The sequence below is a fragment of the Blautia sp. TF10-30 genome, assembly GCF_003481245.1.
GTDB classification, from domain to species: Bacteria; Bacillota; Clostridia; order Lachnospirales; family Lachnospiraceae; genus Fusicatenibacter; species Fusicatenibacter saccharivorans.
In genome coordinates this window covers 31440-51283 of the sequence record NZ_QUKM01000017.1, presented here as the reverse complement: position 1 = coordinate 51283, position 19844 = coordinate 31440, and the positions used below count along the sequence as shown (strand labels likewise).

At 49.9% G+C, this 19844-nt stretch carries 17 protein-coding genes and 1 other annotated feature; of the genes, 9 read left to right on the top strand and 8 right to left on the bottom strand.

The annotated features are described in order from the left end of the window. Positions 1–286: 286 nt before the first annotated feature. Together DXD02_RS13405 and DXD02_RS13400 are read right to left on the bottom strand one after the other, a co-directional pair. Complete coding sequence (locus DXD02_RS13405; RefSeq protein WP_117509733.1) at positions 287–658, bottom strand: hypothetical protein; 372 nt, start codon at positions 656–658, stop codon at positions 287–289. Positions 659–755: 97 nt separating this feature from the next. Next, on the bottom strand, positions 756–1595 hold the full coding sequence (locus tag DXD02_RS13400) for a DegV family protein (protein WP_118666981.1): 840 nt from the start codon (positions 1593–1595) through the stop codon (positions 756–758). Between the two features lie 326 nt (positions 1596–1921). Here DXD02_RS13400 and DXD02_RS13395 point away from each other — a divergent pair, with 326 nt between their 5' ends. The 3 genes from DXD02_RS13395 to DXD02_RS13385 are packed head-to-tail and all read left to right on the top strand — an operon-like array spanning position 1922 to position 4418. Beyond that, positions 1922–2803 carry a magnesium transporter CorA family protein gene (locus DXD02_RS13395; RefSeq protein ID WP_022461993.1) on the top strand — a complete coding sequence of 294 codons (882 nt, stop codon included), beginning with the start codon at positions 1922–1924 and terminating at the stop codon, positions 2801–2803. 6 nt (positions 2804–2809) lie between these two features. Continuing rightward, positions 2810–3316: a DUF5721 family protein gene (locus DXD02_RS13390; RefSeq protein ID WP_055221274.1), complete on the top strand. Its 507-nt coding sequence runs from the start codon at positions 2810–2812 to the stop codon at positions 3314–3316. A 34-nt stretch (positions 3317–3350) separates the two neighbouring features. Further along, entirely contained in the window at positions 3351–4418 is a 1068-nt protein-coding gene (locus tag DXD02_RS13385; RefSeq protein ID WP_118666973.1) for an ethanolamine utilization protein EutH, read from the top strand. Between the two features lie 88 nt (positions 4419–4506). Here DXD02_RS13385 and DXD02_RS13380 read toward each other — a convergent pair whose 3' ends face one another. Continuing rightward, positions 4507–6486 (bottom strand): oleate hydratase, encoded by a 1980-nt coding sequence (locus DXD02_RS13380; protein WP_118666972.1) that lies wholly within the window; start codon positions 6484–6486, stop codon positions 4507–4509. A gap of 219 nt (positions 6487–6705) precedes the next feature. Beyond that, positions 6706–7272, bottom strand: a complete 567-nt coding sequence (locus tag DXD02_RS13375) for a TetR-like C-terminal domain-containing protein (protein WP_022461989.1) — start codon at positions 7270–7272, stop codon at positions 6706–6708. Between the two features lie 343 nt (positions 7273–7615). Between DXD02_RS13375 and htpG the strand changes: the two genes are divergently transcribed. The 4 genes from htpG (at position 7616) to DXD02_RS13355 (ending at position 12485) form a co-directional block, all read left to right on the top strand. Then, complete coding sequence (htpG, locus tag DXD02_RS13370) at positions 7616–9691, top strand: molecular chaperone HtpG (protein ID WP_118666971.1); 2076 nt, start codon at positions 7616–7618, stop codon at positions 9689–9691. Positions 9692–9722: 31 nt separating this feature from the next. Beyond that, the gene (locus tag DXD02_RS13365) at positions 9723–11201 is read left to right on the top strand and encodes a Na+/H+ antiporter NhaC family protein (RefSeq protein ID WP_330425908.1); all 1479 of its coding nucleotides are present in this window, start codon (positions 9723–9725) and stop codon (positions 11199–11201) included. Positions 11202–11424: 223 nt separating this feature from the next. Beyond that, a complete protein-coding gene (locus tag DXD02_RS13360) occupies positions 11425–11796 on the top strand; it encodes a CidA/LrgA family protein (RefSeq protein ID WP_055221279.1) in 372 nt (123 codons plus the stop codon). Continuing rightward, on the top strand, positions 11793–12485 hold the full coding sequence (locus tag DXD02_RS13355) for an LrgB family protein (RefSeq protein ID WP_117760554.1): 693 nt from the start codon (positions 11793–11795) through the stop codon (positions 12483–12485). Before DXD02_RS13360 ends, DXD02_RS13355 begins: the two co-directional genes overlap by 4 nt. 125 nt (positions 12486–12610) lie before the next feature. On the opposite strand, the gene DXD02_RS15615 is transcribed toward DXD02_RS13355, so the two are convergent. From DXD02_RS15615 to ilvB, 3 genes are read right to left on the bottom strand one after another with little or no spacing between them, the layout of a single operon-like run. Continuing rightward, the gene (locus tag DXD02_RS15615) at positions 12611–12814 is read right to left on the bottom strand and encodes a hypothetical protein (protein ID WP_055227113.1); all 204 of its coding nucleotides are present in this window, start codon (positions 12812–12814) and stop codon (positions 12611–12613) included. Positions 12815–12832: 18 nt separating this feature from the next. Beyond that, on the bottom strand, positions 12833–13342 hold the full coding sequence (gene ilvN / locus DXD02_RS13345) for an acetolactate synthase small subunit (RefSeq protein WP_117509738.1): 510 nt from the start codon (positions 13340–13342) through the stop codon (positions 12833–12835). Positions 13343–13354: 12 nt separating this feature from the next. Continuing rightward, the gene (ilvB, locus tag DXD02_RS13340) at positions 13355–15073 is read right to left on the bottom strand and encodes a biosynthetic-type acetolactate synthase large subunit (RefSeq protein WP_118666970.1); all 1719 of its coding nucleotides are present in this window, start codon (positions 15071–15073) and stop codon (positions 13355–13357) included. A 71-nt stretch (positions 15074–15144) separates the two neighbouring features. After that, positions 15145–15420, bottom strand: a binding site (T-box leader). A gap of 144 nt (positions 15421–15564) precedes the next feature. On the opposite strand from ilvB, the gene DXD02_RS13335 reads away from it, so the two are divergent. Beyond that, positions 15565–16686 carry a phosphotransferase enzyme family protein gene (locus DXD02_RS13335; protein ID WP_118666969.1) on the top strand — a complete coding sequence of 374 codons (1122 nt, stop codon included), beginning with the start codon at positions 15565–15567 and terminating at the stop codon, positions 16684–16686. A 104-nt stretch (positions 16687–16790) separates the two neighbouring features. Here the strand turns inward: DXD02_RS13335 and DXD02_RS13330 are convergent, their stop codons facing one another. Further along, positions 16791–18806 (bottom strand): beta-galactosidase, encoded by a 2016-nt coding sequence (locus DXD02_RS13330; protein ID WP_118666968.1) that lies wholly within the window; start codon positions 18804–18806, stop codon positions 16791–16793. A gap of 161 nt (positions 18807–18967) precedes the next feature. Between DXD02_RS13330 and DXD02_RS13325 the strand changes: the two genes are divergently transcribed. Further along, a complete protein-coding gene (locus tag DXD02_RS13325) occupies positions 18968–19789 on the top strand; it encodes an AraC family transcriptional regulator (protein WP_055267489.1) in 822 nt (273 codons plus the stop codon). Positions 19790–19844: the final 55 nt, after the last annotated feature.

The following is a 19844-nucleotide window of genomic DNA, read 5'->3' as shown; positions in this document are numbered from 1 at the left end:
GCGATAACTTGAGAAACTCGCGGAGCGTGTTTCTCATAGTTTTTTCTATAGCAAGACCCGAAAATAATGCAAAAAAGGCAGTGCTGCAGAGCGCGAATTGCAAGGAACAGATTTGAAGGCGTACCGGGGTACGACGAAAATCTGTGACGCAGTAATTCACGCTCTGCGGTGCTGAATTTTTTGCATTATTTTCGGGGATTGCTATAAATCTCTATAACAAAAGCGCTTATCACTCCGGGATTTTCCCGTCTGTGGTAAGCGCTTTTACTTTCTTTAACAATTCTGCTTATTCCGCTGTACTTTCGCTGATGGAATCTGCTGTGCTGTCACTTGCCGTATCTGCTGTGCTGTCCGAAGATGTATCGGAAGCATCAGAGCTGTCGCTGGTGTCATCTGCACTGCTGTCGCTGGATGTGTTGGTCTCGCTCAGATAATTCTGAATATCCGTCACGTTCATCGTTGTGGTTTCTGTCGTGCGGTTCGCCTTTTTCTCTGCTACCGAGTTCTGGTAAACAGCAACGGAGAACCAGCCGATCAGGGTAGCCAGAACAACGACGAAAGCGGTAACTTCCAGTCTCGTGATCCATCTTTCACGTCTCATGATTTTCTCACGGTTCGCTTTTTCCTTTTTATAGCGGTCAACTTTTTCCTGACTCATGGTTCTACTTCTCCTTTGATTTCTAAAAAGTGCTCGGCGGCACTTTCAAACATGTTGAAAATTATACTACATTTTCAACAAAAAGGGAAGAGAAAAGTTATAATGCAATGATAATTCCGCCGTCATTTGCATACATACTGCTGACGCCCTGGGTATCGAGTACGAAGACATCCTGTACCGCAAGGCGCTCCAGAAGGGCTTCTTTTACCATCTCGGCGCGCTCCGGGCAGTTGCAATGAGAGATGGCAAGCGTTTTGTTTTCTACATGCTGTGCGTCATTTACAATGGCATCGACCATTTTCATCAGTGCTTTGTTGATGCCGCGCGCCTGATCGAGCTGTACGATATCGCCCTCCGATGTGGCTCCCATAACCGGTTTGATCTTAAGCGCGGATGCAACAAGTGCTTTTGTTTTGGAAAGGCGGCCGTTTTTCCGCAGAGTTTCGAGATTTTCCAGCACGAAATAGGTGTGCTGTGTGCTGATATAGAGTTCTACTGTCTCTACGACGCGCTCAAAGCTCATGCCGGCTTCCTCGCACTCCACGATTTTTTTCACGATCAGGGTCTCTCCTATCGATGCGCTTCTGGAATTGAATACGTGAATCTTCAGATCCTCGTTCTCCTCCTGCGCCAGGTTTGCACCGAGCACTGCGCTGTTATAGGAACCGCTGAGCTGTGCGGAAAGTGTGACCGCGTAGCACCGTTCTGCTCCGTTCAGAAAAGATTTCCGGAAATAATCCGGCGACGGGCAGGCGGATTTCGGGCACTCCGGGCATTCCGCTACTCTCTTTAAAAAATATTTCTGGTCAAATGTCTCGTCATCCAGAATGGATTCTCCGCCGACTTCCAGGGTCAGCGGTGCAATTTCAATATTTCCTCTTTTTTTCATATCTGCTGTCAGTTCACAGCAGCTGTCTGCAACAATGTGAAAACTCATATATTTTATCCCTCCAAACTTGATTCCGCTTTTTCTCACTGCGGACGTTTCGTATTTCCAATCACCGCTCTTTTTCAAACCTTCCTGAACTAGGGACGAATTCGACACAGTGAATTTTTTGATATTTTGTCATGTAGTTTTGATAACTACATTTTATCATAACACACTTAGTGCTCCATTGCAAAAAGTTTTTTCCCAATAAAAGTTTTTCCGTTAAAAGTTTTTTCCTTTTCTTGTCGCACTCCCCTTTTTGCGGTATACTACGGTCATACGGCTTTTTTGTTTATGGATATTTTTCCATTGCTTATTTTCAGGAGGTGGTACGTATGGAATGGACTTTTTCGGATTCGGTCCGGCTTTCCCTGCTTTCGTTTTCGGAAGCTTCCAAAGCCTGCGCGGCGCTGCCCGGATTTTCTCTTTTCCGGCGCAGTCTGCAGCCGGAGCGCATCGAATACTGCCGCGCAGAGCTGCTGCCTGACTGCCTGGTCGGATCGCTTGCCGTCCCGGACAAGACGCATCCGCTTCACCTTGCATTCTCGCTTGCGTTTTATCTCGACCGGGGGCAGCTTATTCTGGCAGCCGACGAACAGACACTTCCGGCTTTGCAGAGCCTCCTCTTCCCGGAAGAACCGCTCGATACTTCCGATGTCTTCCACCTGTTTTTCTCGTTTCTGGAATCGCTGATCCAGGAGGATATGCTCTATCTGCAGAATTTTGAGAAGCGCCTCGCGACAATCGAGGAGTCTCTTCTCGACACTCTGCCAAAAGAGCTGCAGCGGACCCTGATCACGATCCGTCGGGAGCTGCTCGTGTTCCATGCCTATTACCAGCAGCTTCTCGACATGTGCGAAATACTCTCCGAGGACGAAAATCACTTTCTTCCCCCGGAATGCGCCCGTCAGTTTTCGCGCCTTGGAAACCGCGTGGACCGTTTGTACGACCACACCCAGATGCTGCGGGAGTACGCCCTGCAGATCCGCGAGATGCAGCAGGCGCAGATCGACCTGCGTCAGAACGATACGATGCGGATTCTGACGGTCGTCTCGACGATCTTTTTCCCGCTTTCCCTGATCGCCGGCTGGTACGGCATGAATTTTACGCATATGCCTGAGCTTTCTGCCCCGTATGCGTACTTCATCCTGATCGGCGTCTGTATTCTCATTGTTGCTGTTGAAATTTGGTATTTTAAAAAGAAAGGCTGGTTTTAACTACGGATGATTATCCTGCAGATTACACAGTTAAAAAATTTTATGAACACCCTGCTCCGTCTCGAGACATTTGACCGCTTTCCCGTCTCCGAGGCGTCGATCACAACGTTTACGACGTTCTCCATCGACGGCAGTCTTCACACGGACTTTTTCGATCCCGATGATGCGCAGCTCTTAAAAGAAAAAGGGCGGACGCGGCTTCTCTGGAAAGATGTGAAATCGTTCTGCTATTCCGTCATCAAAGGAAAACGGACACCCCTGCAGTTCAAATTTGTGTTTCAGCTTCCGCAGGCGGCGTGCGAAAAAATGATCGCGGACCATGCGCTGCCGCTGGAAATAGAGAACGTGTTTGGATGCTTTCTGAATTTTCAGTATAAGGACGGAAAACTCTTACTTACCACCGGAACTTCCCTCAAAATCTTTACGATGGACAAGTCGCTCGACCGCGTCTTCGATGAGGAAGTCCGCCAGTTTCTGCTGAAAAATGAAATTGCATTTGAAGAACAGATATAAAGACAAAATACTTATTTAGAAAGGTTCTCTTTTTATGAATCAGATTATTATGTGGATCATGGCAGTCGGCGCGGTACTCGGCGGTGTCGACCGGATCGCTGGCAATCGCTTCGGACTTGGAAAACGGTTTGAGGAGGGCTTTACGCTGCTTGGACCGACGGCACTTTCCATGTCGGGCATCATCTGCCTCACCCCGCTGCTCTCCCGCTTTCTCCGTTTCGCCCTCGTTCCCATCTGGAACTTTTTGGGGCTGGATGCGGGACTTCTCGCCGGCATTCTCGCCATTGACATGGGCGGCTACCAGCTCGCCGGAGAGCTTTCGGCATCGCAGGAGATGGTGCGCTACGCAGGACTTGTGATTGCGGCGACGCTTGGCTGTACCATCACCTTTACGATTCCGGTCGGCATGGGAATGCTGAAAAGCGGCGACCGCCTCTTTTTCTCCCGCGGCATGCTGATCGGCACGGGCACGCTTCCCGTCACGATGATCGTCGGCGGACTGCTCTCAGGGCTCTCTTTTCTGCAGATCGTACTTCAGTCGCTCCCGGTGCTCCTCTTCTGCTTTCTGCTGATGTTCGGCATCTGGCGTTTTCCGGAGCAGACCGTGCGCGCGTTCACGGTATTTGCAGATGTGATCCGGCTTCTGACGACGATCGGCCTCATCGCGGGCGCGTTCTGCTATATGACCGGCTTTTCGCTGCTCCCGGACCTTGCGCCGCTGGAGGACGCGATGGCGGTCGTCTCGTCCATCGGCATTGTACTGCTCGGCAGCCTTCCGACGGCGGAGCTTTTACAGCGGGTGCTCAAAAAGCCGCTCTCTTTTATTGGAAGAAAAACCGGCATGAACGACAGCAGTGCCGCCGGTCTTCTGATGGGCATTGTCAGCCCTGTTCCGGCGATCACAATGATGGAAAAAATGGACGAGCGCGGAAAGATTGTAAACGCAGCTTTCCTCGTCTCCGCCGCATCGACCATCGCCGCACATATGGGATTTACGTTCGGCACCGATCCTGATTTTGTCGTGCCGCTTCTCGTTGCAAAGCTCGCTGGAGGCATCGCCGCCGTCTGTGCCGCACTGTTTTTCACGAAGAAATCTGCTTAATTGTTTGAGATCATACATAGCAACGCAATAAGACCTGCGCCGTTTGAAAGCGCAGGTCTTATTGCATTTCTTACTTATTTTCTATTTCTTATTTCACCATATTCTCTTTGATAATTCCATGCTCTTTTAAGAGATCTCCAACTACATTTCCATCTACCAGTTTCAGCAGAGGTTTTTTCAGCAGGTTGAGCGGTCCAGGAAGCTCGATTTCCAGCGGGGATTTTCCATCCATCAGTTTCACGGAGCTGTCCAGCAGGTCGCGGATATCGTAAACGCTGCCCCATACTTCCGGCACGCCGCGGTCTACGCCGAGGAGTCCGTAAACAGCTTCCATTGCGGTACGAACGGAATACTCTGTCGTGAAGATGGTATCTCTTGGTGTCTCAGCGAACTGTCCGAGGAATGCGAAGTTGACGCAGCCATCCGGGATGACATCCGGGCGGTCGCCCTTTCTTCTTGGCATAAAGAATGCGGTGATGTACGGCATCATGGTCGGTACGCAGACAGCGCTGTTCTCTGCCAGCTCCGGAATCTGGTCAACCGGCACGCCGAGGTGGTACAGCCACTCTTCGGTGATCTCTTTACCAGTGCACTCTTTCATCGGTTTCTTCACATAGTCACCAGGTACGTCGGTGAACAGGCTGTAAACCCATACGCATACCTTATCTTTATCCTGCTCTTTGAACTGTCCCTGACGGTTGATGGTCCAGCTTAAAAGCCACTTGGAATCCTGGCAGCTTACGATACCGCCGGTAACAACCTTTCCGGTTCTCGGATCACGTTTGCAGATATTGGTGATATACGGAATGATCTTATTGTCGAGAGTGGTAATTGTTGCGGATTCCCAGTTTGTCTTTGCAATATCGGAACAGAATTTCTCCGGATGTCCAAAGGACGGATCCTGTTTTGCAATGTTTTTCCACAGGCTCCAGCAGCCGCTCGTGCGGACCTCTGCATCACCGTTCGGTGCATGGTTCTGATCGCCGTAGATCGTGCCTTCGGTGCAGCTTCCGTTGGTAACGAAGACGAGGTCATTCTCGGTGAGAACGATGCCTTTCTCGACGCCGTTTACTTTGCACTCGATGGCTTTTGCTACTTTCTTTCCATCGTTGATTTCAAAGATAACGTTGGTTACTTCGGTATTGAACTGGAAGTCTACGCCGGCATCCTCGAGGTATTTCTTCATCGGAAGAATCAGGGATTCATACTGGTTGTACTTCGTGAATTTCAGTGCGGAGAAGTCCGGCAGTCCGCCGATGTGGTGAATAAACCGCTGGAAGTACAGCTTCATCTCCAGTGCACTGTGCCAGTTTTCGAATGCGAACATCGTTCTCCAGTACAGCCAGAAGGTGGAATTGAAGACTTCATCATCGAAAACATCCTCGATCGTCTTGTCGTACAGATCCTCGTCTCTTGTCATGAAGAGTTTCATGATCTCCATGCAGCCTTTCTGGCTCAGGTTGAACTTGCCGTCGGTATGGGCATCCTCGCCGCGGTTCTTCGTTGCACGGCACAGGGAGTAGTTCGGGTCTTTTTTGTTCAGCCAGTAATACTCATCAAGAACGGATACACCAGGTGTCTCAATTGACGGGATGCTGTGGAACAGATCCCACAGGCACTCGAAGTGGTTTTCCATCTCACGGCCGCCTCTCATGATGTAGCCGCGGGTCGGATCGTAGATACCGTCGCAGGCACCGCCGGCGATGTCCATGGCTTCCAGAATGTGGATGTGATCGCCTTTCATCTGGCCGTCTCTTACAAGGAAGCACGCTGCTGCGAGGGCTGCGAGGCCGCTTCCTACGAGGTATGCGCTCTTCTCATCGACGCCTTCCGGTTTTTCCGGTCTTGCGAAGGCTTCGTAGTTTCCGTTGGTGTAATAAATGCCTTTGCTGTTTTTCTTATCTTTTCCGCGCTCGGTGTTGCGGTAATCATTCTTTGGTTCTGATGTTACAGTGGTTGTCTCCGCTGCTTTTTTTGCTTCACTCTTGTTTTTTGCCTGCAGCACTGCTGCTCCAGCTCCGATGACTGCTGCTGATGCGATTCCGAATTTTAATCCTTTTTTTGACATAGACGTTCATCCTTTCTTTTCTAAATACGACTGCCGGAATGTTTTTTCGAATTTCCGGTTCGTATAGGTTATGCTGCTTTCTTTGTTTTACAAGTTTCTATTTGTGTTGCCATTGTCTGTTGACAATTTGAATCTTACCTCATTTTTCCCCGCTTTTCCATTTACAAAACAGGGCGGATGATTAAATTTTTATCATCCGCCCTGTTTTGTAAAGTGTAACTATATTTTATTTCTTTTTTCAAAATTTCGGATGGAATTGACGACATTTCCTTCCATCGTGCGGTGCATTTTTTCCGCAATCATATGGTAATCCACTTTCATTCCGTCTTTGATCCAGTCGAGCATGACACCGGTAAAGCTATACTTATAGAAATCTGCGATAAAACTCTGATCCGCCTCGGAGATGCCGGTTCCCTTTGCTTTTTCCTGTACGACACCGTACAGCAGATCGTGCGTCAGATGAAAGAGATATGTTTCGATCTGCTCACGGCTTACAGAGTGATAGACATTCATAATAAATGGTTTATTCTCGAGCACTGCCTCAAAAATCTGCTGCAGGCCTTCCTGCCATGTCTCATACGTTTTCTTCCCCTGCAGCGCCTGCGTCGCATCCTCCAGGCACGACCATTCGACAAGATCGTAGATATCCTTAAAATGATAATAAAACGCCATCCGGCTGATGCCGCAGTCTGTCGTCAGATCGTTGATCGTAATTTTGTCCAGCGGCTTTTTCAAAAGCAGCTTTTTTAACGACGCTTCCAGCGCCGCCTTTGTCGCATTTGTCATGTATTTCCTCCATTTTTCTTTTATGTACCCTCGGAATCTTTCTGTTCGAAACGCTTCTATGCTTTTTCATTGTAGCATATCCATTCTCCAGAAACAACTGCGCAGCCCTTCTGATCAGACTTTACAAAAAGTTTAGAAAGTACCGTAATACCAGTAAATTCAATACTTTCCGTCGTTCTGTTAGCACTCTTTTTTCTCGAGTGCTAATTTCCCCTTGACTTTTCCCTGTGCCAGTATTACTATAACTATCAGAGCAGTAAAAAAGCTGCAGACATCTAAAAAAGCATGATATTCCCGCTTTGCTGGATCAAAATATTTTTATAAGAAAAGGAGTGTGTTTCTCATGAGTGCGAAACATGGAAATCTTTCAATCAACAGCGACAATATTTTCCCGATTATCAAAAAATGGATGTATTCCGACCACGATATCTTCGTCCGCGAGCTCGTTTCCAACGGCTGCGATGCCATCACCAAACTGAAAAAACTGGACGGCATGGGTGAATATGCACTTCCGGATGACTACAAAGCAGCCATTCAGGTGATTGTAAACCCGGATGAGAAAACCTTAAAATTCATCGATAACGGTATCGGTATGACCGCAGACGAAGTCGAAGAATATATTACCCAGATCGCCTTCTCCGGCGCTACCGAATTCCTGGAGAAATACAAAGACAAAACGAATTCAGATCAGATGATCGGCCACTTCGGTCTTGGTTTCTACTCTGCTTTCATGGTAGCAGATGAAGTTCACATCGATTCTCTTTCCTATAAAGAAGGATCCACCCCGGTACACTGGACCTGTGACGGAAGCACCGAGTACGATATGTCCGAGGGCAGCAAGACAACTGTTGGTACCGAAATCACTCTGTTCCTGAACGAGGACTGCCTGGAATTCGCAAACGAATACCGTGTCCGCGAAGTTCTGGAAAAATACTGCTCCTTCATGCCGGTTGAAATTTTCCTGTCCAAAGCAAACGCACCGCAGGAATACGAGACCATCGAGGAAGGCGAATTAAAAGAGGACGATGTTGTTGTTGAGCATATCCATGAAGATGCAAAATACGAAGAGAAAGAAAAAGAAGACGGAACCAAAGAGCAGGTTGAGGTTTCTCCGGCAAAAGAGAAAGTAAAAATCAACAAACGCCCGGTTTCCATCAGTGATATCCACCCGCTGTGGACCAAACATCCAAACGAGTGCAGCGATGAGGATTATAAAGAATTCTACCGCAAAGTCTTCAACGACTACCGCGAGCCGCTGTTCTGGATCCACCTGAACATGGACTATCCGTTCAACCTCAAAGGTATCCTCTACTTCCCGCGTATCAACACCGAGTACGATTCCATCGAGGGAACCATCAAGCTGTACAACAACCAGGTATTTATTGCCGACAACATCAAAGAAGTCATTCCGGAATACCTGATGCTCTTAAAAGGCGTCATCGACTGCCCGGATCTGCCGCTGAACGTATCCCGAAGCGCACTGCAGAACGACGGATTTGTCAAGAAGATCTCCGAGTACATCTCCAAGAAATTCGCTGACAAGCTCTCCGGCATGTGCAAAACCGACCGTGAGAATTACGAGAAATACTGGGATGATATCAACCCATTCATCAAATACGGATGCATCAAGGACGAGAAATTCTCCAAGAAGATGATGGACTATATTCTGTTCAAGAACATCGACGGAAAATATCTGACTCTTGAGGACTGCATCAACGAGAATAAGAAAGAAGAAGCTCCTGCAGAGAACACCGAAGAGAAGGCTGAAACTATGGAGAATACCGAAAATACGGAAAACGCTGACGAGAAGAAAGAGCCGGAAAAAACGACTGTTTACTACGTCACCGACGAAGTTCAGCAGAGCCAGTATATCAACATGTTCCGCAGTCAGGGCATGGATGCTGTCATCCTGAAACACAACATCGACTCCGCTTTCATCACCCATGCAGAGCGTTACAACGAGCATGTAACTTTCCAGCGCATCGATGCAGATCTGACCAACGATATGAAAGACGAGTCCGGTGAGGATCTGACCGACGCTACAAATACTCTGACCGATCTCTTCCGCAAAGTCCTCGACAAGAAAGATCTGAACGTCAAAGTTGAGAACCTGAAAGACGAAAATGTATCCTCCATGGTAACGCTTTCCGAGGAGAGCCGCCGGATGCAGGATATGATGAAGATGTACGGCATGACCGGCATGGATCCGTCCATGTTCGGCGGACAGGAAACCCTGATCCTGAATGCAAAACATCCGCTTGTTCAGTACATTCTGGAGAATGGCGAGAACGGCAACACATCCCTGTTCTGCGAGCAGCTGTATGATCTGGCAATGATCAGCCACAAACCGCTCTCTCCGGACGAGATGACAAAATTCGTAAGCAGAAGTAATCAGATTATGATGCTCCTCGCAAAATAATAAAGCACAGGCACAGCAAAACGCACCTCTTATAAAAAACGCCGGATTTCTGGAATTTACCAGATGTCCGGCGTGTTTTTTCCTGCTTTTTTACTTTACGATTTCTGATCCAGATGATAGAATAATTCTATTCGCCCTATTAAAAAATAAGGAAAATCACACGAAAGGTCTGGTATTTATTTCTATGAAAAAAGGAAAGCCATCCGCCCTGCTCCCGATCGCCGTTTTTCTGGTGTTTTATCTGGGGTTCGGCATTTATTCCGAGTATATTTTAAAAATTCCGATGGGCTTCTACAACATCCCCATCGTCGTCTCGTTTCTGACAGCGATCCTCGTCGCCTGTCTGCAGAACCGCAGTGTCCCGTTTGAAGAAAAGCTCGCCCTCATGGGACAGGGCATCGGGGACAAAAACATCATCACAATGCTGCTGATCTTCCTCGCCGCAGGCACGTTTGTCGGCGTTGTCGGAAGGAGCAGTGCAGAGAGCGTTGCCTATTTCATGCTCTCCTGGATTCCGGCAAAATATGCCGTCGCTGTGCTCTTTGTCGTTGCCTGCTTCGTCTCCACGGCCATGGGAACCTCCGTCGGAACGATCACGCTTCTCGTGCCGATCGCCGCTGCTGTTGCCGAGACCTCCGGCTTTTCGCTGGCGCTCTGCGTCGCCTCCGTCATGGGCGGATCCATGTTCGGCGACAACCTCTCCTTCATCTCCGACACGACAATCGCCGCCTGCAACGGACAGGGCTGCGAGATGAAAGACAAGTTCCGCGAAAACTTCTGGATCGCTCTCCCGGCTGCTCTTGCCACGCTGGCGCTGATCCTTGTAATCTCCTTCCGACAGGCGCCGGGCACACCGATCGTCCACGAATACCATCTGCTGCAGATGGTTCCGTACCTGCTCGTGCTGATCGGCGGCATCGCGGGCATTCAGGTGTTTGTCGTACTCCTTATCGGTATTGCTTCCGGTGCCGTTATCATGCTCGGTACGGGACAGACGACGCTCTTGGATATGCTCTCCAGCATGGGAAGCGGCACTTCGGGTATGTTTGAGACATGTATGGTTGCGATTCTTGTCGCTGCGATGTGCGCGCTGATCCGGGAAAACGGCGGCTTTACTGTCCTGCTTCGTGCCATTCACAAAATCTTCCGCGGAAAAAAGGGCGGCCAGCTCGGTGTCGGCATTCTCGTCGCGCTGCTCGACATTGCGACCGCAAACAACACCGTCGCGATCGTCATGGCAAACCCGATCGCAAAGCAGATGTCCGAGGACTACGGCATCACCCCACGGAAAACGGCATCGCTCCTCGATACCTTCTCCTGCATCTCACAGGGCATCCTGCCGTACGGCGCGCAGATGCTCGTGGCGATTTCCGCGGTGCATGAACTGGAATATGAGCTCTCCGCCTTTGAAATCATGGCAAACCTCTTCTATCCGGGCATGCTGCTTGTCAGTTCGCTGATCTTTATCTTCGTTCTGCCGGATCGGAAAAATGCCGAAAGCAATGCTTAAAAAGTTCCGTATCGGATCAACTCAAAAAATCATGTTAAAATGCCCACCGATTTCACTTTTTCGTTTGATTGGCGGGCATTTTTTTGCTTTTTTTGGCAAAAATCGCCAAAATTGCAGTAACATTTACGGTTGAAATTCTTTTATGCGGGTAGTATAATCGGGGTCGTGACATTGAGAAGGAGTGATGTTATGTGGGTTATGGGGAGAAAGGACAACAGAAAAAGTGAAATTATTAAGACAGTTCCTTGTAATTATGGCGGTTTCGTTCGTCGGAGAAATCCTGCACGCCGTGCTGCCGCTTCCGATTCCGGCAAGTATCTACGGCCTTGTGCTGATGCTGGCGCTTCTGATGACGGGGGCATTAAAACTTGATGCCGTCGAGGACGCAGGCAAGTTTATGATTGAGATCATGCCGGTCATGTTCATTCCGGCGGGCGTCGGCCTGATGGAATCCTGGGGTGAATTAAAAGCCGTTCTCGTTCCGGTTCTCGTGATTACGCTCGTCAGCACCATCGTCGTTATGGTTGTGTCCGGACGCGTGACACAGGCGGTCATCCGGCTGGAAAAGAAACACAAAGGAGGGGACGCAAAATGACAAATATGTTCTGTGAATCTGCATTTTTCGGCGTTGTCATCAGCCTTCTGGCGTATGAGCTCGGCATGCTGTTAAAGAAAAAATTTGGGCTTCCGATTTTCAATCCGCTGCTGATTTCCATTGCAGTCGTCATTGTATTCCTTGCTGTTTTCGATATCGATTATCAGAATTATAATGACGGTGCAAAATACTTGAGCTATCTGCTGACTCCTGCAACGGTCTGCCTTGCGATTCCGCTGTATGAGCAGATGGAGGCATTGAAAAAGAATATCAAAGCCATCCTCGCCGGTATTCTCTCCGGCGTGCTGACGAGCCTTACCGTGGTTCTCGCGCTGGCGCTGATCTTCAATCTGAATCATAAAATGTATGTAACACTGCTGCCGAAATCCATCACAACGGCCATCGGCATGGGTGTTTCGGAAGAGCTCGGCGGTGCGGTGACGATCACGGTTGCCGTTATCATCATCACGGGTGTGCTGGGAAATATGCTGGCGGAGACGCTCTGCAAGCTGTTTCACATTGAGGAGCCGATTGCAAAGGGCATCAGTATCGGATCGGCCTCCCATGCGATCGGTACGGCGAAGGCCATGGAGATGGGCGATGTCGAGGGCGCGATGAGCAGCCTTTCGATTGCAGTTGCAGGTATTCTGACTGTGGTCGGAGCGTCGATTTATGCGATGTTTATCTAAAAACGAACACTGATAAAAAGCAGAAAAAATCCGGGAATGGAAAGCAATGTAAAACTTTCCGTTCCCGGATTTTCTATCCCTGAAATTCTATAACTAAAAATTAAAATTCCGACTGCAGAAACTCTTCAATAAAAAGAAGCGCAGTAGCACTCCGGCCCTTCCGGGTCGATGCAGATATGCTCGAGCGTTCCGCTGTGCATCGAAAGCCCCATCGTCAGATCCTGCACAATCTGCTGCTTCGCCGTCTGGCGGTGCTCATAGATGTACTGATACACACTTTTCTTATTAATCTTTTTTAACGTAATTGTGGTAATACTCTTTTCGTTCACGCAAAAACGTCCTCTCTTTTACCGCTCCATCACATTGATTGACTCGATACCGACGCTTCCGCCGCGCACGACTTCGATCTTGCTGAATTCCTCTTTCATCAGCTTCACAACTGCATCGTTTTTCGTCGCCGTCTGGACAAACTCGAGCAGCAGGCTGTCTTTTCCGTAGTCGATGACCTTCGCCTTGAACGTCTCAGCGATCTGGAACAGCTCGACTTTGTCAGCTGCGCTGCAGTTGAATACCTTGATATACAGAATCTCTTTCATGCGCACAAACACGTCGGTGAAGTCGATGACTTTGATGACCTCGACCATGCGGTTCAGCTGTTTTTTGATCTGCTCAAACGTCTCATCGTCACTGACCGTGGCGATCGTCATACGCGATACGGTCGGGTCCTCGGTCGTTCCGACGGTCAGGCTGTCCAGGTTATAGCTTTTTGCGGAAAAAAGCCCGGAAATCTTGGAAAGGACACCAACCTGGTTTTCTACGTACAGTGAAATCCATCTTTTTTTCATTCCCTTATTCATCGCGCTCTCCTCCTAACAGTCCATAATCATATCTTCGAGCGTTCCGCCCGGCTTGATCATCGGGTAAACCATCTCCTCCGGATCGATGATAAATTCGATGATTGTCGGAGTCTTGGTGTTTTTCTTCGCCTCTTCAAACGCTGCGGCGATATCCTCTTTCTTCATGACGCGGATGCCTTTTGCGCCGTAACTCTCAGCCAATTTGATAAAATTCGGCGTGTATTCCGGGTACTCTTCTCCGTCTGTTCTGCGGGAAAGTGCACCGGCGCGCAGGTTTGTCATGCTGTACCGTTTGCCGTAAAACAGCTTCTGCCACTGGCGTACCATGCCGAGGTATTCATTATTGAAGATACACAGGATGACCGTCAGCTCCTCGAGAACGGCAGTTGCCAGCTCCTGAATATTCATCTGCATACCGCCGTCACCGGAAATCGCGATGACCGGTTTGTCCGGGTTGCCGATTTTTGCTCCGATCGCGCCCGGAAGGCCGTATCCCATCGTTCCAAGGCCGCCGGACATGATGATCTGGCGGTTTTCGGTAATGTCGACGTACTGACTTGTCAGCATCTGGTGCTGTCCGACGTCGGTGACGATAATCGCATCGTCAAACTGCTCGTTGATCGCGTTGAAAATATCGAGCGGTCCCATCACGCCGTTCGGGCGCATCGTCAGCGGATGCTCGTTCTTCCAGGCATCGATCTGGGCAAGCCATTTCGATGTGGAGCATGGCTCTACGTACTCTGCCATCTTCGTGATCGCCTCTTTTGCATCGGCTACGATCGGGATATCGACATGGATGTTTCGAGAGATCGAAGCGGTGTCTATGTCGATGTGGACGATCTGCGCGTGCGGGGCAAATTCATGCAGCTTTCCGGTGATACGGTCATTGAAACGTGTTCCGATCGAGAACAGCAGATCGCACTCGCTGACTGCCATATTCGCCGCATACGCGCCGTGCATGCCAAGATTTCCGATGAACAGCGGATGTTTCGTAGAGATCGCGCCGCGTCCCATAACGGTTGTGACAACCGGCACCTGTGTTTTCTCGACCACTTCGCGGAACACTTCCTGCGCATGTGCGATGTTGACGCCGCCGCCGGCAAGGAACAGCGGGCGTTTTGCTTTCGAAAGCATCTTTAACGCACGTTTTAACTGGCCGATGTGAACGCTGGTGTTCGGTTTGTAGCCGCGGATATTGACGTTTTTCGGATACTCTGCGCTGCCGAACTCTGCCATGACATCTTTTGGAAGGTCAATGAGAACCGGGCCCGGTTTTCCGGTGCGTGCGATGTAGAATGCCTCTTTGATGATGCGTCCGAGATCTTCACGGTTTCTTACCGTCACGCCGTATTTCGTGATGCTGCGGGTGATGCCGACGATATCAACCTCCTGGAATGCATCGTTTCCGATGAGGTGGCGGGGTACCTGTCCGGTGAAGCAGACAAGCGGAACGCTGTCGTAGTTTGCCGTTGCAAGACCGGTGACCAGGTTGGTTGCACCAGGGCCGCTGGTAACGAGGCATACGCCGACTTTTCCTGTCGTTCTCGCATAGGCATCCGCCTCATGCACCAGCGCCTGCTCGTGGCGCGGCAGAACGATTTTGATTTCATCCTGTTTGTAAAGTTCATCACTGATATCGATGGTGCAGGCTCCCGGATAACCGAAGAGATACTCGACACCCTCCTCTTTCAGAGCCTTTACCAGAAGTTTGTTTCCTGTAATCTGTTTCATATGAAAACCTCCTGTTCTAAATTTGCTGCATAAAAAATCCCCGAACATAAAACACCTTTTCTGTGCCTTACGTTCAGGGAGAATGTTTCCATCCACGGTACCACCTGAATTCCAGAAGAATACACTTCTGCTCATTCCGTACAGGATTTAACTTTTTTCATCCGATACGGCATCCCGGTAACGTGGGAACTACGTTGGAGCCTACTTGGAAAACATTGCTGTCCGCTTTTTCTGTTCAGTCCACTGCTCGAGGGCTACTTCCGCAGGCACGCTCACGGAGATTCTCACCAGCCATCTCCTCTCTTTGCTTTGCGCCGCCAGGTACTCCTCCCTGTCACTGCATTTTAGGTTTTGTTTTTTCTTAAATTACTGTCTATTATAGTCAGAAATGCCGCTCGTTGTCAATCGTTTCGCGCCCTTTTCTTGACTTTTCGCCCTGCGTGTGCTTTACTTAATCAGGTTTGTCTAATTAAAATAAGGAGTTTATACCCATGATGATTACATACACACAGGAAGAACTCTCTTCCATTGTCCACGCATTTGCTTTCCCGGGAACGATTACAGACTGGACGCCGCACGGGAACGGCCATATCAACGATACGTTTCTGGTGCGCTCCACCGAAAACGGCGTCCTCCGCAAATCGATTCTGCAGCGCATGAACCGCACCGTTTTCCACAATCCAACGGAGCTGATGCAGAATATTGCACAGGTAACATCATTTCTGCGGAAAAAAATCACAGCCGCAGGAGGAGATCCATTCCGCGAGACGCTGAACCTGATTCCAACGACAGACGATGCCTGGTTTTTCGTCGATGAGCGCGGCGAATTCTGGCGCGCATTTCTCTTTATTTCCGATGCGTCCTGCTATGATGCCGTGACAGATCCAAAGCTGTTTTACGAGACCGGTAATGCTTTCGGCCGCTTCCAGCAGATGCTCTCCGATTTTCCGTCCGCCTCTCTTTTCGAGACGATCCCGGATTTCCACAACACACCGCTCCGCTACCAGGCGCTTTTACAGGCGGCGCAGGCGGATCCGAAAGGACGGCTGAAAAACGTTTCGGATGAGATGGCGTTTTTCCTCGACCACGCAGACGATTACGGCGTAGCCGAGCGCATGAAGGCCTCGGGCGAGCTGCCGCTCCGCGTAACGCACAACGATACGAAGCTGAACAACATTATGATTGATGACAAAACCGGCGAGGGCATCTGCGTCATCGACCTGGACACCATTATGCCGGGACTGTCGATCTTTGACTTCGGCGATTCCATCCGCTTCGGCGCGAATACGGCTGCTGAGGACGAACAGGATGTCTCGAAGGTGTCTCTTTCCCTTCCTCTCTTTGAGAGCTATACAAAGGGCTTTCTCGCAGGCTGCGCAGGCTCTTTGACCTGCGCGGAAGTCGAAATGCTGCCGATGGGTGCAAAATTAATGACCCTCGAATGCGGCATCCGTTTTCTCGCCGATTACCTGATGGGCGATACCTACTTCAAAACTGCTTACCCGGAGCACAACCTCGTACGGGCGCGGACACAGATCGCGCTTGTAGCGGATATGGAGGAGAAATGGGGCGAGATGGAGAACATCGTCGCACGGGCTTCGTTTTCCCACTAAGCACCCGCATAAATTCACAGCATCAAAAAGACACAGCTGGAAGTATCTTTCTGCCTCCTGCTGTGTCTTTTTTGTTATCTTTCTACTATACAATATGTTTTATATTATGCTCTCGGAACGCTGACAATCCGCAGATCGTATTTCTTCAGCATCTCGCCGCCCTGTACTTTCTCGCCGGTCAGGATATCTTCTTTTCCGTCGAAGACTGCCGGAAGCGGAATCTCCTCATCTTTGAAGTTGATGATAAAGTACAGATCCTCGCCGTCTGCCTGGCGTTTTGTGATCTCGAGTGCTGTTGCTTCTCCAATCACCGGCTGGATGGCTGCGCCGTCTGCTGCCATAGCAAGAACTTTTGCAAGGCCGCTCTCAGAAAGTTCGGTTCCGACATAATATACGGTTCCTTTTCCGAACTGATTTTTTGCAACAGCAGTCATGCCTGCATAGAAATCGCTCTCATACTGTGCGATTTCTTCAGCTCCTTCGAGGTGCATCAGGTCGCATACGAGACGGCACTCTTCCTCGGTTCCGTCTGCGAAACGGATCTTGTTTCTCTGCTTCGGTGCAAGAGCGTCGATCTCTTCTACCCATACGCCTGCCATTTTTCTGAGCGGTCCCGGGTATCCGCCGAGATGAACGTTGTCCGACTGTCCGACAATACCGCTCATGTAGGTGGTGATGAGGGTTCCGCCTGCCTGTACATAAGCCTCCAGGCTCTCTGCCACACCGTCTTTTACCATGTAGAGAACCGGTGCTGCAACGAGGTCATATTTGGAGAAGTCCGCGTCGATCGGGATCATATCGACAGCGATGTTCTTGTTATAGAAGTAATTGTACATCTGCTCGATCTGGTCTACGTAACGTAAATCGCGGTTCGGTCCGCTGGTGTACTCCAGTGCCCAGTAGTTTTCCCAGTCGAAGATGATGCCGACTTTTGCGTGGTTCTCGGAGCCCATCACACGGCTTCCGATTTTCTCCAGTTCTTTTCCGAGCTGGGTTACCTCACGGAAGACACGGGTATCTGCGGTTCCTGCGTGTGCGATAACAGCACCATGGAATTTCTCGCATCCGCCGACGCTTCTTCTCAGCTGGAAGAACTGAATCGTGTCTGCGCCGTGTGCAACGGTCTGATAGCTCTGTGCGCGCATCTGGCCCGGTTTCTTTAAGGAGTTGTACGGCTGCCAGTTCTGCTGGCTCGGAGTCTGCTCCATCAGCATGAACGGTGCGTCTTTGAGGCCGCGCATCAGGTCGTGGGTCATAGCTACGTGGCTCCATGGTGTATTGTAGCTCGGGTAGTTGTCCCAGGATACGATATCCATTTCTTTTGCCCACTTGAAGTAGTCGAGACCTTTGTACGTTCCCATCAGGTTTGTGGTGATCGGTGTTTCTTTGTCGTATTTGCGGATCGCGTCACGCTCCATTTTGTAGTTGTTCAGCATGCCGTCGGAGTTGAAACGCATGTAGTCGAGGGACATTCCTGCAAATGCAGTGCCGCTTCCCCATGGCATTCCGTCTCCCAGATCGTTCGGCGGTACAATCTCGTCCCAGTCGTAGATGGTGTGGCCCCAGAACTCCATGTTCCATGCCTTGTTGACTTCATCGAGTGTTTTGTATTTGTCTTTCAGCCATACGCGGAACGCTTTTGCACAGTTCTCGCAGTAGCACTCGCCGCCGTACTCATTGCTGATGTGCCAGCAGACGATGTTTTTGTTGTCGCCGTAACGCTCTGCCAGTTTTTCTGCCAGGCGCTTTGCATATTTCTGGAAAACCGGGCTGTTCGGGCAGGCATTGTGGCGATGACCGAATTTGTGATGGCGTCCTTCGAAATCGGTTCTTGCCACTTCCGGATAACGGTGTACCATCCATGCCGGGAGTGCGCCGGTGGATGTTGCCATGACGATCTGGACGTCCTCTTTTGTCAGGGTGTCTACGATCTCATCGAGCTCTGTAAAGTCGTACTCATTCTCGGACGGCTGGATTTTTGCCCAGGAAAATACGTTGATCGTGGTGCTGTTGATGCCGGCCTGATGGAAAAGTTTCATATCCTCATCCCAGATCTCTTTTGGCCACTGGTTTGGGTTGTAGTCTCCTCCGTATAACATTTTTTTGAATTTTGGCTGCATTTTTTTGATTCCTCCTGTGTTTGGATATCTCGTTTTGATGGCTCTATTATATACTGGTCTTTGTGAGAAAAGTATGATATGCTTGTCTAAAAAGTATGAATTTTCGAAACTCATTCCGGAATCTTATTTTAGACTTTTCTTTCAGAAAGGAACTGACTGTTATGCCTATTTTCTTTAAACCATCCGCCTCCGATTTTTCCCTCTCCGCTGACAGCATCGGCAACCGCTGGCTGCAGGAGCCCGTTGTGCGCCCGAACGGATTCCCCTTATATCACTGGATCCAGACGGAACGCGGCGAAGGGCTGCTGACCCTCGAAGGCCAGAAACTTTTGCTGAAACCAGGTGACGGTGTTCTGATTGCTCCGCATGTGCCGCATGAATACCGCGAAAACGACGGCAGCGGGATGTGGTTTACATCCTTTCTGACCTTTGACGGAAAGCTCTCCGATGATCTCTATAAAATCTGTGCCGTCTCGCCGTATCTTTTCGTTCCGGCCTCAGAGGGCGCGTGGTTTCAGGAATGGATTGACCGCATAATCGACTCACATTTTCTGAAAAATGACATCGACGATGCTGCGCTCTCCGTCGGATGCTTTGAGTTCCTGACACGCCTTTCCCAGCTCCGCACCGGCCTTTCCCGGACGGAGCATCCGCTGTATCTCCAGTATGTCCGCCCGGCAATGCAGGAAATCGAAAGTCATCTTTCCGACCCGCTCAATGTGGATGATCTCGCGGAACAGCTCCATATCACGCCGCAGTATCTGACACGCCTGTTCCAGCGTTTTGTCGGCAGCTCTGTCCGCTCGTACATCAGCGTTCTGCGCATCAGCCGCGCCAAGGAGCTTCTCATCAGCCGTCCCTACACTACGCTCGACGGCATCGCAGCCCTCTGCGGCTACCGCGATGTCAGCTACTTTATCTCGGTTTTCCGCCAGCAGACCGGGACAACGCCGAAGCAGTTCCGGAAGCTGTACGGCATATAATCTGAAACACCCCTCTTTCCGGCACAAAAAAAGATCCTCCGTCTCATTTCACAGA

Coding starts and splice junctions, on each gene's coding strand:
- DXD02_RS13405 (WP_117509733.1), bottom strand. CDS start 658: ATGAGTCAGGAAAAAGTTGACCGCTATAAAAAGGAAAAAGCGAACCGT.
- DXD02_RS13400 (WP_118666981.1), bottom strand. CDS start 1,595: ATGAGTTTTCACATTGTTGCAGACAGCTGCTGTGAACTGACAGCAGAT.
- DXD02_RS13395 (WP_022461993.1), top strand. CDS start 1,922: ATGGAATGGACTTTTTCGGATTCGGTCCGGCTTTCCCTGCTTTCGTTT.
- DXD02_RS13390 (WP_055221274.1), top strand. CDS start 2,810: ATGATTATCCTGCAGATTACACAGTTAAAAAATTTTATGAACACCCTG.
- DXD02_RS13385 (WP_118666973.1), top strand. CDS start 3,351: ATGAATCAGATTATTATGTGGATCATGGCAGTCGGCGCGGTACTCGGC.
- DXD02_RS13380 (WP_118666972.1), bottom strand. CDS start 6,486: ATGTCAAAAAAAGGATTAAAATTCGGAATCGCATCAGCAGCAGTCATC.
- DXD02_RS13375 (WP_022461989.1), bottom strand. CDS start 7,272: ATGACAAATGCGACAAAGGCGGCGCTGGAAGCGTCGTTAAAAAAGCTG.
- htpG (WP_118666971.1), top strand. CDS start 7,616: ATGAGTGCGAAACATGGAAATCTTTCAATCAACAGCGACAATATTTTC.
- DXD02_RS13355 (WP_117760554.1), top strand. CDS start 11,793: ATGACAAATATGTTCTGTGAATCTGCATTTTTCGGCGTTGTCATCAGC.
- ilvN (WP_117509738.1), bottom strand. CDS start 13,342: ATGAATAAGGGAATGAAAAAAAGATGGATTTCACTGTACGTAGAAAAC.
- ilvB (WP_118666970.1), bottom strand. CDS start 15,073: ATGAAACAGATTACAGGAAACAAACTTCTGGTAAAGGCTCTGAAAGAG.
- DXD02_RS13335 (WP_118666969.1), top strand. CDS start 15,565: ATGATGATTACATACACACAGGAAGAACTCTCTTCCATTGTCCACGCA.
- DXD02_RS13330 (WP_118666968.1), bottom strand. CDS start 18,806: ATGCAGCCAAAATTCAAAAAAATGTTATACGGAGGAGACTACAACCCA.
- DXD02_RS13325 (WP_055267489.1), top strand. CDS start 18,968: ATGCCTATTTTCTTTAAACCATCCGCCTCCGATTTTTCCCTCTCCGCT.